We start from the raw sequence: 17,770 nt of genomic DNA on the forward strand, positions 1-17,770 counted from the left end.
TCCACCGAGTGCATGCGCGAGAGCCCGACGGCGCGGGCACGGTGTCCTACGTTACCTGGCGCCCGGATGGGCGTCAAAGCGGCTAGGTCACACCTGGAGTGAACGTCGCCACGTGCGCAACTGTTCCGGACAGCCCGAAGGGCCCACCGCGAACGGTGGGCCCTTCGGTGGTGCTTCGATCAGCGGTAGTCGCCGAAGTCGATGTCCTCGAGCGGGATCGCCTCGCCCGAGCCGAGGCCCAGGGCGGGGAAGTCGATCTCGTCGTAGCCGAAGGTCGGGTACAGCTCGGCCTTGGCCTCCTCGGTGGGCTCGACCGCGATGTTGCCGTAGCGGGGCAGCCCCGTGCCGGCCGGGATGAGCTTGCCCAGGATGACGTTCTCCTTGAGGCCGAGCAGCGGGTCGGACCGACCCGACATCGCGGCCTCGGTGAGCACCCGGGTGGTCTCCTGGAAGGAGGCCGCCGACAGCCACGAGTCCGTCGCGAGCGACGCCTTCGTGATGCCCATGAGCTCCGGACGACCCGACGCCGGCTGACCGCCCTCGGACACCGCAGCGCGGTTCGCGTCCTCGAAGCGACCCCGCTCGGCGAGCTCGCCGGGCAGCAGGTCCGTGGTGCCGGAGTCGAGGACCGTCACGCGGCGCAGCATCTGCCGCACGATGACCTCGATGTGCTTGTCGTGGATGTCCACACCCTGGGAGGAGTAGACGACCTGCACCTCGTCGACCAGGTGCTTCTGCGTCGCACGCGGGCCGAGGATGCGCAGGACCTTCTTCGGGTCGACCGCACCCTGGACCAGCTGGGTGCCCACGGAGACGTGGTCACCGTCCGAGATCAGCAGGCGCGAGCGCTTGGTGATCGGGTAGGCGATCTCCTCCGAGCCGTCGTCCGGCGTGAGGACGAGGCGACGCGAACGGTCCCCCTCCTCGACCGCGATGCGGCCGGAGAACTCCGCGATGGGCGCCTCACCCTTGGGGGTGCGGGCCTCGAAGAGCTCCTGGACACGCGGCAGACCCTGCGTGATGTCGTCGGCCGACGCCACACCACCGGTGTGGAAGGTACGCATCGTCAGCTGCGTGCCGGGCTCACCGATCGACTGGGCCGCGATGATGCCGACGGCCTCGCCGATGTCGACGAGCTTGCCCGTGGCCAGCGAACGGCCGTAGCAGCGCGCGCAGGTGCCGACGCGGGACTCGCAGGTGAGCACCGAGCGGATCTTCATCTCGGTGACGCCCGCCTCGAGCAGGCGGTCGAGCAGCACGTCGCCGACGTCGTCACCGGCGTGACCGATGACCTCGCCGTCGATCGCGACGTCCGTCGCCAGCGTACGCGAGTAGACGCTCGTCTCGACCTTGTCGTGACGACGCAGCGCACCGTCGGTACCCGGCACGCCGATCGGCATGGTCAGACCACGCTCGGTGCCGCAGTCGTCCTCACGGACGATGACGTCCTGCGAGACGTCCACCAGACGACGGGTCAGGTAGCCCGAGTCGGCGGTCCGCAGAGCGGTGTCCGCCAGGCCCTTGCGGGCACCGTGCGTCGCGATGAAGTACTCGAGGACCGACAGCCCCTCGCGGTAGTTCGACTTGATCGGGCGAGGGATAATCTCGCCCTTCGGGTTGGCGACGAGGCCACGCATACCGGCGATCTGACGGACCTGCATCCAGTTACCACGGGCACCGGAGCCGACCATCTTGTAGACGGTGTTCTGACGCGGGAAGTTCTCCTGCATCGCCTTGGCGACCTTGTCCGTCGCCTGCGTCCAGATCTCGATGAGCTCCTGGCGCCGCTCGTCGTCGGTGATCAGGCCCTTCTCGTACTGGCCCTGCACCTTCGCCGCACGTCCCTCGTGCTCCTCGAGGATGGCTGCCTTGGCCGCCGGGGTCGCGACGTCCGAGATGGAGATCGTGACGCCCGAGCGGGTGGCCCAGCGGAAGCCGGCCTCCTTGAGCGCGTCCAGCGAGGCAGCGACCTCGACCTTGGGGTAGCGCTCGGCCAGGTCGTTGACGATGACCGAGAGACGCTTCTTGTCGACGACGCCGTTCTCGTACGGGTAGTCCACGGGCAGCAGCTCGTTGAACAGCGCACGACCCAGGGTCGTCTCGAAGATGAGCGTGTCACCCTCGGTCCAGCCCTCGGGCGCGTCCTCCTCGGTCAGCACGAGGTCGTCGAAGCGGATCTTGACCACGGCGTTCAGGTCCAGGGAACCCTGGTCGAACGCCATGACCGCCTCGGAGACGGTGCTGAAGGAGCGGCCGGCGCCGAGCGCCTCGTCCTTGTCGTTGGTCAGGTGGTACAGACCGATGATCATGTCCTGCGAGGGCATGGTCACCGGACGACCGTCCGACGGCTTCAGGATGTTGTTGCTCGAGAGCATGAGGATGCGGGCCTCGGCCTGCGCCTCCGCGCTCAGGGGCAGGTGGACGGCCATCTGGTCACCGTCGAAGTCCGCGTTGAACGCGGCGCAGACGAGCGGGTGCAGGTGGATCGCCTTGCCCTCGACCAGCTGGGGCTCGAACGCCTGGATGCCCAGACGGTGCAGCGTGGGTGCGCGGTTGAGCAGCACCGGGTGCTCCGTGATGACCTCTTCGAGGACGTCCCAGACGACGGGACGGGCACGCTCGACCATGCGCTTGGCCGACTTGATGTTCTGCGCGTGGTTGAGGTCAACGAGGCGCTTCATCACGAACGGCTTGAACAGCTCGAGCGCCATCTGCTTGGGCAGGCCGCACTGGTGGAGCTTGAGCTGCGGGCCGACGACGATGACCGAACGGCCCGAGTAGTCGACGCGCTTGCCGAGCAGGTTCTGGCGGAACCGACCCTGCTTGCCCTTGAGCATGTCCGAGATCGACTTGAGCGGGCGGTTGCCCGGACCCGTCACCGGACGGCCACGGCGGCCGTTATCGAACAGCGAGTCGACGGCCTCCTGGAGCATCCGCTTCTCGTTGTTGACGATGATCTCGGGCGCGCCCAGGTCGAGCAGCCGCTTGAGGCGGTTGTTCCGGTTGATCACGCGGCGGTACAGGTCGTTCAGGTCCGAGGTGGCGAACCGGCCACCGTCGAGCTGGACCATCGGACGCAGGTCCGGCGGGATGACCGGGACGGCGTCGAGCACCATGCCGGTGGGCGAGTTGGTCGTCGTCAGGAACGCGTTGACGACCTTGAGCCGCTTCAGGGCACGCGTCTTGCGCTGGCCCTTGCCGGTCTTGATGATCTCGCGCAGCGAGTCGGACTCGGCCTCGAGGTCGAACGCCTCGAGACGCTTCTGGATCGCCGCGGCGCCCATCGAGCCCTCGAAGTAGTTGCCGTACCGGTCCTGGAGCTGGCGGTACAGCATCTCGTCGCCCTCGAGGTCCGCGACCTTGAGGTTCTTGAACCGGTCCCAGACCGCGTCGAGACGGTCGAGCTCGAGGTCGGCACGCTTGCGCAGCTGCGCCATCTCGCGCTCGGCCGAGTCGCGCACCTTGCGGCGGGCGTCGGCCTTGGCACCCTCGGCCTCCAGCTCGGCCAGGTCGGCCTCGAGCTTGGTGGCGCGGGTGTTGATGTCGTTGTCGCGGCGGTCCGAGATCTCCTTCTTCTCCAGGTCGATCCCGTTCTGGAGGTTGGGGAGGTCCTCGTGGCGACCGTCGACGTCGACCCACGTGATCATGTACGCCGCGAAGTAGATGACCTTCTCGAGGTCCTTCGGGGCGAGGTCGAGCAGGTAGCCGAGACGCGACGGCACACCCTTGAAGAACCAGATGTGCGTGACGGGCGCGGCGAGCTCGATGTGGCCCATGCGCTCACGACGGACCTTCGAGCGGGTCACCTCGACGCCGCAGCGCTCACAGATGATGCCCTTGAAGCGCACGCGCTTGTACTTGCCGCAGTAGCACTCCCAGTCCCGGGTGGGACCGAAGATCTTCTCGCAGAACAGGCCATCCTTCTCCGGCTTCAGGGTCCGGTAGTTGATGGTCTCGGGCTTCTTCACCTCACCGTGCGACCAGGCACGGATGTCGTCGGCCGAGGCAAGGCCGATACGCAGCTCGTCGAAGACGTTGACGTCGAGCAAGGGGGGTCCTACTTCCTTCGCTTGCCGGTCTCGATGGACCGGCGGACGGAAATGTTGCTAAAAGGTGCGGGCACCCGGTCGGCATCTCAGGTGAGCAGCCGACCGGAGCTCGACGTCAGATCTCTTCGATGCTGCTGGCGTTCGGACGCCGGGACAGGTCGATGCCGAGCTCCTCCGCTGCGCGGTAGACCTCGTCGTCGTTCTCCTTCATGTCGATGGAGACGCCGTCCGAGGAGAGCACCTCCACGTTCAGGCAGAGCGACTGCATCTCCTTGAGGAGGACCTTGAAGGACTCCGGGATGCCCGAGTCGGGGATGTTCTCCCCCTTGACGATCGCCTCGTACACCTTGACGCGTCCGGGGACGTCGTCCGACTTGATGGTGAGGAGCTCCTGCAGCGTGTAGGCGGCGCCGTACGCCTCCAGGGCCCACACCTCCATCTCGCCGAACCGCTGGCCACCGAACTGCGCCTTACCACCCAGCGGCTGCTGCGTGATCATCGAGTAGGGACCCGTGGAGCGTGCGTGGATCTTGTCGTCGACGAGGTGGTGCAGCTTGAGGATGTACATGTAGCCGACCGCGACCGGGTCCGGGAACGGCTCGCCGGAACGCCCGTCGAACAGGCGCGCCTTGCCGTCGCCACCCACGGTGCGCACACCGTCACGGTTCGGCAGCGTGGCCGAGAGCAGACCGGTGAGGGTCGTCTCCGGGACACCGTCGAACACGGGCGTGGCCACCGGGTTGCCGGCCGGCGAGGACGCGGCGATGGCCGGGACGTCGTCCCGCCAGGACACGTCGCCCTCGGCGAGCTGGATGTCCCAGCCCTGCTTGGCGACCCAGCCGAGGTGCGTCTCGAGGACCTGGCCGACGTTCATGCGGCCGGGCACACCGAGCGGGTTGAGGACGACGTCGACCGCGGTCCCGTCGGCGAGGAACGGCATGTCCTCGACGGGCAGGATCTTGGAGATGACGCCCTTGTTGCCGTGACGGCCGGCGAGCTTGTCGCCGTCGGTGATCTTGCGGCGCTGCGCGATGTACACGCGGACCAGCTCGTTCACGCCGGCGGGCAGCTCGTCGCCGTCCTCCCGGCTGAACGTGCGGACCTCGATGACCGTGCCGGACTCACCGTGGGGCACCTTGAGCGACGTGTCGCGGACCTCGCGCGCCTTCTCACCGAAGATCGCACGGAGCAGGCGCTCCTCCGGGGTCAGCTCGGTCTCACCCTTGGGCGTGACCTTGCCGACGAGGATGTCGCCGGCGCCGACCTCGGCACCGATGCGGATGATCCCGCGCTCGTCCAGGTCCGCGAGGACCTCCTCGGAGACGTTCGGGATGTCCCGCGTGATCTCCTCGGGGCCGAGCTTGGTGTCGCGCGCGTCGACCTCGTGCTCCTCGATGTGGATCGAGGACAGCACGTCGTCCTGCACGAGGCGCTGCGACAGGATGATCGCGTCCTCGTAGTTGTGGCCCTCCCACGACATGAACGCGACCAGCAGGTTGCGGCCGAGCGCGAGCTCGCCCTCGTCCGTGGCCGGGCCGTCGGCGAGCACCGAGTTGACCTCGACGCGGGCGCCGGTGTCGACCAGCACGCGCTGGTTGTACGAGGTGCCCTGGTTCGAGCGGCGGAACTTGGCGACGCGGTACGTCGTCGTGGTGGCGTCGTCGTTGGCGACGACGATCAGGTCCGCCGACACCTCGGTGACGACACCCGGCTTCGTCGCGACGATGACGTCGCCCGCGTCGATGGCCGCACGACGCTCCATGCCGGTGCCCACGAGCGGGGCCTCGGAACGGACCAGCGGGACGGCCTGGCGCTGCATGTTGGCACCCATGAGGGCGCGGTTGGCGTCGTCGTGCTCCAGGAACGGGATCAGGGCCGTGGCCACCGACACCATCTGGCGCGGGGAGACGTCCATGTAGTCGACGGCCTCGCCGGCGACGTACTCGATCTCGCCGCCCTTGACGCGGACCAGGACGCGGTCCTCCTCGAAGGCACCGTTCGCCTTGAGCGGGGCGTTGGCCTGCGCGATGACGTGGCGGTCCTCGTCGTCGGCGGTCAGGTAGTGGACCTCGTCGGAGACCTTGCCCTTGATGACCTTGCGGTACGGGGTCTCGACGAAGCCGAACGGGTTGATCCGCCCGTACGTGGCGAGCGAGCCGATGAGGCCGATGTTCGGGCCTTCCGGGGTCTCGATCGGGCACATGCGGCCGTAGTGCGACGGGTGGACGTCACGGACCTCCATGCCGGCGCGGTCGCGGGACAGACCACCCGGGCCGAGCGCGGACAGGCGACGCTTGTGCGTCAGGCCCGCGAGCGGGTTGTTCTGGTCCATGAACTGCGAGAGCTGCGACGTGCCGAAGAACTCCTTGATCGACGCCACCACGGGGCGGATGTTGATCAGGGTCTGCGGCGTGATCGCCTCGACGTCCTGCGTCGTCATGCGCTCGCGCACGACGCGCTCCATCCGCGACAGGCCCGTGCGGACCTGGTTCTGGATGAGCTCGCCGACCGCGCGGATGCGACGGTTGCCGAAGTGGTCGATGTCGTCGGGCTCGACGCGGATCTCGACCGACTCGCCGGCACGCGTGCCGGGCAGCGAGGGCAGGTCGATGTGCAGCGACGCGAGGTACTTGATCGTGGCGACGACGTCGTCACGCGAGAGCACCGAGTCCGCGAGCGGGACGTCCAGGCCGAGCTTCTTGTTCAGCTTGTAGCGACCGACCTTCGCGAGGTCGTAGCGCTTCGGGTTGAAGTAGAAGTTCTCGATGAGCGCGCGGCCGGCCTCGACCGTGGGCGGCTCGCCCGGGCGGATCTTGCGGTAGAGGTCGAGCAGCGCCTCGTCCTGCGTCTGGACGTGGTCCTTGTCCAGGGTGTCGATGACGGCCGGGTAGTTGGCGAACTCCTCGCGGATCTCCGCGTCCGTCATGCCGAGCGCCTTGAGCAGCACCGTGGCGTTCTGCTTGCGCTTGCGGTCGACGCGGACGCCGACGTTGTCGCGCTTGTCGATCTCGAACTCGAGCCAGGCACCACGGCTCGGGATGACCTTGGCGGTCAGGACGTCCTTGTCGGACGTCTTGTCCGCGGTGCGCTCGAAGTACACGCCGGGCGAACGGACGAGCTGCGAGACGACGACGCGCTCGGTGCCGTTGATGATGAACGTGCCGCGCTCGGTCATGAGCGGGAAGTCGCCCATGAAGACCGTCTGGCTCTTGATCTCACCGGTCGTGTAGTTGACGAACTCCGCCGTGACGAAGAGCGGCGCGGCGAAGGTGAAGTCCTTCTCCTTGCACTCCTCGGCCGTGTACTTCGGCGGCTCGAAGCGGTGCTCGCGGAACGACAGCGACATGGATCCGCCGAAGTCCTCGATGGGCGAGATCTCCTCGAAGATCTCCTCGAGACCGGCGGTCTCGGGAACGTCCTGCCGACCGGCCTCGAGGGCCAGGGCCACGCGGGCCTGCCACTTCTCGTTGCCGAGCAGCCAGTCGAAGCTCTCCGTCTGCAGACCGAGCAGGTCCGGGACCTCGAGGGGCTCGTGGATCTTGGCGAAGGAGATACGGCGAGAGGCGGTGCGGTTCGCGATGGCGTCGGCGGTCGGAGCAGAAGGGGTGCGCGAGGCAGCCAAAAGAGGGGTCCTTCCCAGCGGATCGAGTGCACGCTGCACTGGTCCTGGCTAGGCGCGATCCCCCGGCCGGCGAGCCCCACGACGACGTGTCTTGACGACGAAGGTGGGCTCGGGTTATACGGGATCGCGGGCACAGGCCAGCGCAAAGCGCTAGCATACTCGGCCGCCGAGTCAAAGTCCACCCGGCATCGACACCTCCTGGCGCCACCCGACAAGTCGGGCGACGGACCCTGAGGCGTCCGGTACGAACGGGCGGCTCCGCCCGCACGGCGACGTCATTGGCGCCGCGCACATGGTGGCACACGTGGCCCGACCGCGAAAGTCCGTCCCCCATGCGGACGCGACGAGGCCCGCACCCCGTGCAGGGTGCGGGCCTCGTCGAGCGTGCTGCGTGCTACCTCCGCGCGACCGGCTGACCGGCGACGGAGGTGGTGATCACTTGAGGGTGACGGTGGCGCCAGCGGCCTCGAGCTGCGCCTTGGCCTTCTCGGCGGCCTCCTTGGTGACACCCTCCAGGACGGCCTTGGGGGCGGCGTCGACGACGTCCTTGGCCTCCTTCAGACCGAGGGACGTCAGGACGCGCACCTCCTTGATGACCTGGATCTTCTTGTCACCGGCGGCCTCGAGGACGACGTCGAACGAGTCCTTCTCCTCCTCGGCCTCGACCTCGGCAGCGCCACCGGCGCCGGCGGGGGCCGCAGCGGCGACGGGAGCGGCAGCGGTGACCTCGAAGGTCTCCTCGAACGCCTTCACGAACTCGGAGAGCTCGATGAGGGAGAGCTCCTTGAACGCGTCGATGAGCTCGGTGGTGGTGAGCTTCGCCATGGTGGCGGTTCCTTCCGATCGATGTCCGAGGGCCGTGCTGGCCATGCTCGGACGGGGGTTCTTGAGCGCCTGTGCCGGATGGCTCAGGCAGCGACCTCGGTCGACTCCTCCAGCTTGAGCCGGAGAGCGTCGACGGTGCGTGCAGCCTGAGCGGCGGGCGCGGTGAACAGGTAGGCCGCCTGGAACAGCGACGCCTTGAACACGTTGGCCGCCTTGGCCAGCAGGACCTCACGGGACTCGAGGTCCGCGAGCTTGGTGACGTCCGCAGCGGTCAGGGCGCGTCCTTCGAGGACACCGCCCTTGATGACCAGTGCGGGGTTCGCCTTGGCGAAGTCACGCAGACCCTTGGCGGCCTCGACCGGGTCACCGGAGACGAAGGCGATCGCCGACGGGCCCTTGAGCGCGTCGTCGAGGCCTTCGAGGCCGGCATCCTTGGCCGCGATCGCGGTCAGCGTGTTCTTCACCACGGCGTAGGTTGCGTTGCCGCTGAGCGCCTTGCGCAGCTTCTTGAGCTGCGCAACGGTGAGCCCGCGGTACTCGGTCAGCACGGCCGCGTTGGAGTCACGGAACAGGTCCGTGAGCTCTGCGACAGCGGCTGCCTTGTCCGGCCTCGCCATGGCAATCCTTCCGATGGTGGTGCCACCGGTCGTCACGCCCCGCAAACGAAAGAGCCCCGCGCAGGCGCGGGGCTCGGCAGGCAGCTCGGCGCAAGCCGAACCATCCGGGAACTCTCACCTGCGCTGGCCTCCGCTGCTGCGGGACTTCGGGCGATCGGGCCGCGAGCACTGCGTGCGCACGACACGGTCGACGACCGGCGGTCTTTGGGTGCTCCCAGAGTACGGCACCGCCCGGGGGCGGCCAAATCCGCTCCCCTCCGAGCACCCGACGCGCCCGACGCCGTGCGCTCAGGCCGCGCCGTGGGCGCTGAAGGTGCTCCAGTTGACGTACCCACCGGGGGTCTCGCGATCGATCTGCGCGCGGGCCGCGTGCAGGGCGTGCGCCATCGTCTCGCCCGCAGCCAGACCGCGGTGCAGGGCGACCATCAGGTCGACCGCCTCCACGTCGGGGATCGCCGCCACGCTCGCGACGACCCCGGCCGTGCCCTGGGCGAGCATCGCGCTGACGAATCCGAGCACCTCCCCGCCCGCGTACGCCACGTCCGCGCCGGCGTGGCACGACGCCAGGACCAGCCGCCGCGGTGCGACCCCCGCGGCGTGCAGCTCCTGCACCGTCACGGGGCCGTCCGCCAGCTCGAGCGAGGAGAACATCGGGTTGTCGGCGCGCAACGAGCCGTGGCACGCGAGGTGGCCGAGATCCGCCTCGGCAAGGAGCGCCGCGACCGGCGCAGCACGGCTCTCGTGCGCGGGCACGACCACGGAGTCCGGGTGGACCGTCCGCAGCGCGTCGACCTCCTCCTGCGCGCCCGCGAGCCCGGGACCCGCGACCAGCACCGTCCGGCCGCTGCCGCGGGACGGCTCCGTCTCCAGCGTGCGGATCCAGAACGTCGCCGACGGTGCGAGCGCCAGCGGGCCGTCGTGCAGCGCCGACCACGGGATCCCGTGGAGCAGACCGACCGGCACGACGACGAGCTCGTCCGCCGGGTCCACGCCGAGCGGTTCGACGAGCATCCGGCGCAGGCGCGCGACCCGGAAGTCGGCGCTCGTCCGCGCGGCGTCGGCGGTCGCAGGGCTGTGCGGGTTGGCGAGGCGGCGCAGGGCGAAGAAGAGCGACCGCAGCTCGGTGCTGACGTCCGGCTCGGGCGCCAGCTCGACCACGCGTGCGCCGCGCGGTTCGACGACGACGGCCACCAGCCGACCGTCGAGGCGGCCGTACTCGACGAGGACACGTCCGTCCAGAGCGTCGCGGATCCGACCCAGCGTGGGCACCGACCCCGCGCTCGGCCGCCTGACGGTGACGTCCACGAGCCACGCCGACGAGCGGTCGAGCGCCGACTCCCCCGTGGCGAGCCCGCCCGACCGGGTCGACATCCGCGGCTCGCCCGCCGGTCCGGCGCCCTCGGACCCTCCGCGGGGGCCGAGTCGGCCGAGATCGTCGTCGAGCACCGGCAGACGCGTCAGGAGGGCTGCGGCCCGCGTGCGTTCCATCCAGGCGAGCACCCGGGCGGGCGAACGGCCCTGCAGCGCCACCCCCAGCCCGATCTCTCCGAGCTCTGCACCGTGGCCCGAGGCCAGGGCGCGCAGCTCCATCGTGGGCAGGCTCGACCGGTGGACCGCCAGGTCACGCAGCCCGGCACGGCACGCCGACATGGTGGCCGGCGAGTCCCCGCGGATCCGCGCGCCGAGCGCCTCGGCGACCCTGCCCCGGATCCGCACGAGGACCGGCCCCTTCGGCGCGAGGTTGCTCGCGCGGGCGAACTCGCGCACCGCCACGGAGTCACGGCCGGACTCGGCGGCCACCCGGCCTGCCACCAGGTGGGCGTGGACCGCCCCCGTCCTGCTCCCGGCACGCTCCAGCCGCGCGGCGGCGCGCCGCACGACGTCCAGCTCCGCCGTGCCGACGGGTCCGGCCGACAGCTGCGCCTCCACACCGATGAGGCGCGCCCGGTCCCGCCACCCGGTACGCCGCTGGCGTTCCAGGACCGTCGCCGCGACCGCCGCGGTGTCCCGAGCGGTCTCGACGTCGCCGTCCAGCAGGCAGATCTGGGCCAGCCGGAGCTGTGCCTCCGCGCCCATGAACGGGACGTTCGCGGCACCGAACTCGTCGACGGCGCGCGCCGCCGCCGCGCGCGCCTCGGGCAGCAGACGGAGGTCCGCCATCGTGTCGGCGTACTCCGCGTAGTACTCCCCCAGCGGCAGACCGGCGTCGGCGTAGATCCGGGCCGCCGCCTCGAAGTCGCGCAGGCCGCGCGCCAGCTGCCCGGACTGGACGGCGATCCACGCCCGGCTCTGGATCGCGGGCGCCGCGGCCGCGGGTCCCAACCGGTCGGCGACGGCGACCGCCTGGTCCGCCCGCCGCATCGCCTCCGCGTGACCGCCGCGCTCGGCCACGATGAGCGCGAGGTTGTTGAGCAGCTTGTAGCGGTCGGTGTCGGTCAGGTCGGGCAGGTCGACCAGGGACCGGTACTGCGCCTCCGCGCGGTCGAGCAGGCCGGCGTTGTGGTCGAAGGTCGCCCGCTGCGCCCGGATGTGCAGGAGGACCTCGCGCCGCTCCCCGTCGCCCACGTCGGACGCACCCTCGACCGCGACCAGCGCCGCGTCGAGGTCACGCCGGGCCGCCGCGACCCGCCCCATCTCCTGCCGGACGGCCTGCCGGGTCATCAGCAGGTGCGCCTCGAGCATGCCGAGATCGTGCCGACGGCTCACCCGGACCGCCTCACCGAGCAGCCGTTCCGCCGTCGCGTGGTCCCACGCCGACCTGCGCGCCCACGCCAGAGCACGAAGGCTCCACGCGAGAGCCTCGGGATCTGCCATCCTCCGAGCCAGGGCAACCGCGTCGAGCGCATCCGGCTCTCCCCGGCGGGGGTCCGTGCTCACCACATCAAAAAGTGCCCGTGCATGTATCACGAGCGCCACCGGCTGCTCTAACACTTCAGACCGGTCGGGGCTCGAGGACCGGGCACTCGAGGACCGCGGGTACACACCTGCGGATTCTAGGCGGACGAAAGGGACCGAACGTGACGAACTCCGGCGACGGCGGACAGCCCGGCCTGCCCTTCGGCAGCGACTACACGCCCGACGCGGCAGCGGCAGAGCCCGGGGCGCGGGTGCGACGACGCGTCCAACGGCAGGTCGAAGAGCTCTCGACGAACCGCACCAACCCCGTCTCACAACGACAGCTCGTCCGCGCCGTCAGCAGCCGCTACCAGGAGCGTCGTGGCCGCAGGCTCGCCACGGTCGTCGACCCCCGCGGGCTCGACGTGCTGCTCGTCTCCGACGAGATCCTCGTCACCGAGCAGACCTGGGCCGACCCGGGCGCCCGCGGCTACCTGGAGCGTCAGGGGCTGAGCGAAGACGACCTCGGCTGTCCCGACCTGGAGAGCCGCCTCGTCCGGCTGGTGACCTCGGAGGACCGGACCGCGCAGGACCTCGACGACATCGCCACGGAGCTCCGCAGCCGCGGGTTCGCCGCCTCGCTCACCCACATCACGCCCTGTTCCCCGGTCATCAAGTCCCGCAGCCTGGGCGGGCCCGCACCCGCCGACGGGCTCGTCCCCTTCGCCGACTACCCCGTCGTGGACGCCGGCAGCGGACCCGTGGCACGCGTGGCCGTCATCGACACCGGGATCGTCGGCGCCCCCCGGACCGACGGGTGGCTCCAGTCCGTGGAGCGGCACCGCCGGGACGACCCCGACACGCACGGGAACGAGAACAACATCGACCTGCTCGACGTCGAGCCGCGCGACGGGCTCCTGGACTTCTCGGACGGGCACGGGACGTTCGTGAGCGGCATCGTCGCCCAGGTGGCACCGTCGGCGGACATCGCGGTGTACCGGGCCCTGCGGGGCGGCGGCGCCGGCAGCGAGCTCGACGTCGCCTGCGCGATGGTGCGCGCGGTGAAGGCCGGAGCCCAGGTCCTCAACCTCTCCCTCGGCTGCCAGACGCGTCACGACCAGCCGTCGTTGGCGATCGCCGCCGCGCTCGACTGGATCGGCGAGTTCGAGCGGACCCACGACGCCGAGGTCGTCGTGGTCGCGGCCGCAGGCAACTACGGCGACACCGCTCCGGTGTGGCCCGCCGCCTTCCGGCGCGTCGTCTCGGTCGCTGCGCTCGCGAGCGACCTGCGAGCCACGCCCTGGTCGAGCCACGGCTTCTGGGTGGACTGCTCGACGGTCGGCGAGGGCATCCAGTCCACGTTCGTCGAGGGCACCGAGTCCTACGAGTTCACCGGCGAGCCCGACACCTTCGGCCCCAACGCGTTCGCGCACTGGAGCGGCACCTCGTTCGCCGCACCGCAGGTCACCGGCGCGATCGCCCGAGCCATGCACGAGCACGGTCTCGGACCCCGCGAGGCATTCAGGTGGCTGATGGCTCGGGGCCGTGCGATCCCCGACTTCGGCCAGGCGCTGAGCATCCTCCCCGGCGTGTGAGCCTTCGGACAAGGGCCGCGCGGAGCGACATGATGAGGGAGGGGAAGAATGCGCGGATCTGAGAGGGAATGCGTCATGGAGCTAGAACCCGACCTCACCGACTCGTACCGGACGTGGGGGACGACCGCGCTCGTCACCGGTGCCCTCGGGGGCGACGAGCAGGCCTGGAACGAGATCGTCCGCCGGTACGCCCCTGCCGTCCTCGCCCGGGTCAGGCAGTTCCGGCTCACCCCCGACCTGGCCGAGGACGTCGCGCAGACCGTCTGGCTCAACCTGCTCGAGAACCTCGACAAGCTCCGTGAGCCCAAGGCGCTGCCCGGGTGGATCGCGACCACGGCGCACCACGAGTGCATCCGCGTCACCACGCGCAACCGCCGGTCGGTCCCCGTGGACCCGCTCGCGGGCAAGCTCGACGGACAGCTGGTCGTGGACCTCGACGAGGGCATCGACCGCGTCGAACGCCAGCGCGTGCTGCGGGAGAGCCTCAGCGAGCTCAACGAGCACCAGCGAGAGCTGCTCATGCTGCTGGTGGACGACCCTCCGCTCCCGTACGCGGAGATCGCACGACGGCTGGACATCCCGGTCGGTTCGATCGGTCCCACCCGGGGCCGCATCCTGGCGCGGCTGCGACAGACAGCCGCGATACGCAACTACGTCGCGGCGAACGTCGCCGCATTCGGGGAGGAGGGTCACAGTGTCCTGGCACTCGAGTGACGGCGCGAACGAATCAGGCAGGGGCATGCACCCCGCCAACAGGTGGAGCGACGACGAGGCGCTGAGCGCGGAGCTGGTCGACGCGCTCATCGAAGGGCCGCTCTACGACCGCGTGGTCGCCGGTGCGACCACGGCCTTCCGCACCCACCGCCGGATGCTGGCGGACGACGACCAGATGGACTTCATCCTGCTGTCGCTCGTCCACGACTCCCGGATCTCGGGTGACGTGGTCGGTGTGCGCGACCGGACCGGTGGCGCCGCGCGGACCCTCGTCTTCCACGGCGACGACCTCGGCGTCGAGGTGGAGGTGCAGGCGGACGCGATCGACGGTCAGCTCGTGCCGCCGCGACCGGGTCAGGTCATCGTGCACGCCCCGGACGGCGTCGTGACGACGGTGGAGACGGACGAGGTCGGGTGCTTCCGCGTGGAGCTCGAGGCCGGCGGTCTGCTGCGCCTCGAGTGCAAGAGCGCCGGGAGCAGGTGCCTGACGGAGTGGTTCCCCTGGTGACCTGACGGGTCACACGACGAAGGCCCGGTCCGCAGGGGGGACCGGGCCTTCGTCGTGCTGGCGCAACCGTCAGGCGGCGTCGTCCTCCGACGTGAGGTTCCGCGTCTTGTTCTGGTCGACGAGGATGCCGGGGCCGTTCGTCGTCGAGAAGGTCGCCTTCGCGATGTAGCGGCCCTTCGAGGCGGACGGCTTCAGACGCAGGATCTCGTCGAGCGCGGCGGCGTAGTTCTCCACCAGCGCGGTGTCGCTGAACGAGGTCTTGCCGATGATGAAGTGCAGGTTCGCGTGACGGTCCACGCGGAACTCGATCTTCCCGCCCTTGATGTCGGACACGGCCTTGGCCACGTCCATCGTCACGGTGCCCGTCTTCGGGTTCGGCATGAGACCACGCGGGCCCAGGACCTTGCCCAGTCGACCGACCTTGCCCATGAGGTCGGGCGTCGCGACGGCGGAGTCGAAGTCGGTGTACCCGGCCGCGACCTTGTCGATCAGCTCGTCGCCGCCGACCTCGTCGGCGCCGGCCGCACGGGCCTGCTCGGCACGCTCGCCCGTCGCGAAGACGATGACGCGGGCGGTCTTGCCGGTGCCGTGGGGCAGGTTGACCGTGCCACGGACCATCTGGTCCGCCTTGCGCGGGTCGACACCGAGGCGGAAGGCCACCTCGACGGTCGCGTCGTACTTGGTGGTCGACGTCGTCTGCGCGAGGCGGACGGCCTCGAGGGGCGTGTAGAGGTGCCCCTCCTCGATCTTCTCGACCGCGGCGCGGTACGCCTTGCTGTGCTTGGCCATGCTGTTCTCCTGTCGTGGTCAGTCGGGCTGTTCAGGCCCTTCCACATGTGTCTCAGCGAGCCGGACTCGGCCCACTGTGTCGTGCTGTCGGTCAGCCCGAGGTTCCTTCTTCTCGGTCTGACCTTCGCTCACACTCCGGTCAGCCCTCGACCTTGATGCCCATCGAGCGGGCCGTGCCGGCGATGATCTTCTCGGCCGCGGCGAGGTCGTTCGCGTTGAGGTCCTCGAGCTTGGTGCTCGCGATCTCGCTGATCTGCGCCTTGGTGAGAGTGGCGACCTTCACGGTGTGCGGCGTCGGGGAGCCCTTGGCGACACCGGCGGCCTTCTTGATCAGCTCAGCGGCCGGCGGCGTCTTCGTGATGAAGGTGAACGAGCGGTCCTCGTACACCGTGATCTCCACGGGGATGACGTTGCCGCGCTGCGCCTCGGTGGCCGCGTTGTACGCCTTGCAGAACTCCATGATGTTGACGCCGTGCTGGCCCAGTGCCGGACCGATGGGCGGCGCAGGAGTGGCCGCGCCGGCCTTGATCTGGAGCTTGATCAGGCCGGTGACCTTCTTCTTCGGGGGCATTGCTACATCCGTTCGTGTCGTGGGCCGACGCCGTGGGCGATGACCCGGTTGCAGTGCTCGCCCGCAGCGCGGGGAGCGTCAGTCAGATCTTGGCGACCTGGCTGAAGGACAGCTCGACCGGGGTCTCCCGGCCGAAGATGGAGACGAGGACCTTGAGCTTCTGGTTCTCGGCGTTGATCTCGGAGATCGTCGCGGGCAGCGTGTCGAACGGGCCGTCCGTGACGGTGACCGACTCGCCGACGGTGAAGTCGACCTTGATCTGCGACGCGGCCTTCGCGGCACCCGCGGCCGTGGTCGGCTGCTTGGGCTCCAGCGACGGCGCGAGCATCGAGAAGACCTCGTCGAGCGTCAGCGGCACGGGCTGGTGCGTGTGGCCGACGAAGCCGGTCACGCCCGGCGTGTGCCGGACGGCGCCCCACGACTCGTCGGTGAGGTCCATGCGGACCAGGACGTACCCGGGGATCCGGACGCGCTTGACGACCTTGCGCTGCGCGTTCTTGATCTCCACGACCTCTTCCATGGGGACCTCCACCGCGAAGATGTAGTCCTCCATGTTCAGGCTCTGGCGACGGTTCTCGAGGTTCGCCTTCACGCGGTTCTCGTAGCCCGCGTAGGAGTGGATGACGTACCAGTCACCGAGCTGGCTCCGGAGCTGCGCCTTGAACGCGGCGACCGGGTCCTCCTCGACGTCGGGCTCGTCCTCGGCCTCCTCGGCCTCGTCGGCGGCAGGCTCAGCACCCTCGTCGGCCGGCTCGTCGCTCTCGGTGGCGTCGGCGACGACGTCCTCGGACGAGGCGTCCTCGACGGCCGACGACTCGACGGCCTCGACCGACGCGATGGCGTCCTCGAGCTCCGCCTCGGCGCCCGTGGTGGGCTCCTGCGACTCCTGCGACACGTGCGAACCTGCTTTCTCCTGCGTGTGCGCCCCGGCGTGCCGGTGCGATGTGTGCTCGACCCAGGTGGGGCGACATCCTCGTTCGTCGGAGCCGGAGCCCCGCGCGGTGTCAGCCTCCGAAGACCCAGAACGTGAGCTTGCCGATGCCCAGGTCGACCACCGTGACGAAGGCCATGACCACCGCGACGAACACCAGGACGACGCTCGTGTAGGTGATCAGCTCCGACCGCGTGGGTCGGACGACCTTCTTCAGCTCCGCGACGACCTGGCGGACGAAGAGCGCGATGCGCGCGAACAGTCCGCCACGGGACTCGCCCTTGCGGGCGGCCTTGGACGTCGACGGGCGTGCCGCCGAACCCTCGGCGTCGGACGCCGCAGCCGGTGCTGTTTCGCTCACGTCTGGCCCCTACGTCTCGTGATGGTTCGTCGAGCCGAGTTCCGTGCGGAAATCGGCGAACGGACGGGCCGACGCGTCGCGCCGGACCGACCGGCGGTCCTGCTCGCTTCTCCTGGACCACCGGGCGAACCCGGAGAACCAGACGCGTGCGCAGGGCAGACAGGACTCGAACCTGCAACCTGCGGTTTTGGAGACCGCTGCGCTACCAATTGCGCCACTGCCCTACGGCGGTCTGGCCTCCATGACCGGACCCGCGCGACACCGACGGACACCACCCGGAGGGGGTCCGTGCAGCTACCGGAGTTCTCCGGGGCACGGCTGATCATGGCGGACGTCAACCGCCGGGGGTCCAC

Annotated in this window: 12 protein-coding genes and 1 tRNA gene; 3 read left to right on the forward strand and 10 right to left on the reverse strand. The window is 69.8% G+C overall.

The window, feature by feature from the left end; all coding sequences use genetic code 11:
- Window positions 1-179: 179 nt before the first annotated feature.
- From ASF78_RS06560 to ASF78_RS06580, 5 genes are all read right to left on the reverse strand, one after another.
- Window positions 180-4,049, reverse strand: a complete 3,870-nt coding sequence (locus ASF78_RS06560; RefSeq protein WP_056585866.1) for a DNA-directed RNA polymerase subunit beta' — start codon at window positions 4,047-4,049, stop codon at window positions 180-182.
- Window positions 4,050-4,164: 115 nt separating this feature from the next.
- A complete protein-coding gene (gene rpoB / locus ASF78_RS06565) occupies window positions 4,165-7,671 on the reverse strand; it encodes a DNA-directed RNA polymerase subunit beta (RefSeq protein WP_056585867.1) in 3,507 nt (1,168 codons plus the stop codon).
- Window positions 7,672-8,106: 435 nt separating this feature from the next.
- A complete protein-coding gene (gene rplL, locus ASF78_RS06570) occupies window positions 8,107-8,496 on the reverse strand; it encodes a 50S ribosomal protein L7/L12 (RefSeq protein ID WP_056585868.1) in 390 nt (129 codons plus the stop codon).
- Between the two features lie 83 nt (window positions 8,497-8,579).
- On the reverse strand, window positions 8,580-9,113 hold the full coding sequence (gene rplJ / locus ASF78_RS06575; RefSeq protein ID WP_056585871.1) for a 50S ribosomal protein L10: 534 nt from the start codon (window positions 9,111-9,113) through the stop codon (window positions 8,580-8,582).
- 288 nt (window positions 9,114-9,401) lie between these two features.
- Window positions 9,402-11,927, reverse strand: a complete 2,526-nt coding sequence (locus tag ASF78_RS06580) for a CHAT domain-containing protein (protein ID WP_056585873.1) — start codon at window positions 11,925-11,927, stop codon at window positions 9,402-9,404.
- 203 nt (window positions 11,928-12,130) lie between these two features.
- Between ASF78_RS06580 and ASF78_RS06585 the strand changes: the two genes are divergently transcribed.
- The 3 genes from ASF78_RS06585 (at window position 12,131) to ASF78_RS06595 (ending at window position 14,765) form a co-directional block, all read left to right on the forward strand.
- Complete coding sequence (locus tag ASF78_RS06585; protein WP_056585875.1) at window positions 12,131-13,543, forward strand: S8/S53 family peptidase; 1,413 nt, start codon at window positions 12,131-12,133, stop codon at window positions 13,541-13,543.
- 75 nt (window positions 13,544-13,618) lie between these two features.
- Window positions 13,619-14,257 (forward strand): RNA polymerase sigma factor, encoded by a 639-nt coding sequence (locus ASF78_RS06590; protein WP_056585876.1) that lies wholly within the window; start codon window positions 13,619-13,621, stop codon window positions 14,255-14,257.
- A 25-nt stretch (window positions 14,258-14,282) separates the two neighbouring features.
- The gene (locus ASF78_RS06595) at window positions 14,283-14,765 is read left to right on the forward strand and encodes a hypothetical protein (RefSeq protein ID WP_056585877.1); all 483 of its coding nucleotides are present in this window, start codon (window positions 14,283-14,285) and stop codon (window positions 14,763-14,765) included.
- A gap of 69 nt (window positions 14,766-14,834) precedes the next feature.
- Here the strand turns inward: ASF78_RS06595 and rplA are convergent, their stop codons facing one another.
- The 5 genes from rplA to ASF78_RS06620 all read right to left on the reverse strand — a co-directional run bounded on the left by rplA (window position 14,835) and on the right by ASF78_RS06620 (window position 17,641).
- Complete coding sequence (rplA, locus tag ASF78_RS06600) at window positions 14,835-15,554, reverse strand: 50S ribosomal protein L1 (protein WP_056585878.1); 720 nt, start codon at window positions 15,552-15,554, stop codon at window positions 14,835-14,837.
- Between the two features lie 139 nt (window positions 15,555-15,693).
- Window positions 15,694-16,125 carry a 50S ribosomal protein L11 gene (gene rplK / locus ASF78_RS06605; RefSeq protein ID WP_055912123.1) on the reverse strand — a complete coding sequence of 144 codons (432 nt, stop codon included), beginning with the start codon at window positions 16,123-16,125 and terminating at the stop codon, window positions 15,694-15,696.
- Between the two features lie 82 nt (window positions 16,126-16,207).
- Window positions 16,208-17,020: a transcription termination/antitermination protein NusG gene (gene nusG / locus ASF78_RS06610; protein WP_056585883.1), complete on the reverse strand. Its 813-nt coding sequence runs from the start codon at window positions 17,018-17,020 to the stop codon at window positions 16,208-16,210.
- A 109-nt stretch (window positions 17,021-17,129) separates the two neighbouring features.
- A complete protein-coding gene (gene secE / locus ASF78_RS06615; RefSeq protein ID WP_056585885.1) occupies window positions 17,130-17,417 on the reverse strand; it encodes a preprotein translocase subunit SecE in 288 nt (95 codons plus the stop codon).
- Between the two features lie 151 nt (window positions 17,418-17,568).
- Window positions 17,569-17,641 (reverse strand) — tRNA-Trp (locus tag ASF78_RS06620).
- Window positions 17,642-17,770: the final 129 nt, after the last annotated feature.

The sequence above is a fragment of the Cellulomonas sp. Leaf334 genome (genome assembly GCF_001424195.1).
In the GTDB taxonomy this organism is placed as follows: domain Bacteria; phylum Actinomycetota; class Actinomycetes; order Actinomycetales; family Cellulomonadaceae; genus Cellulomonas.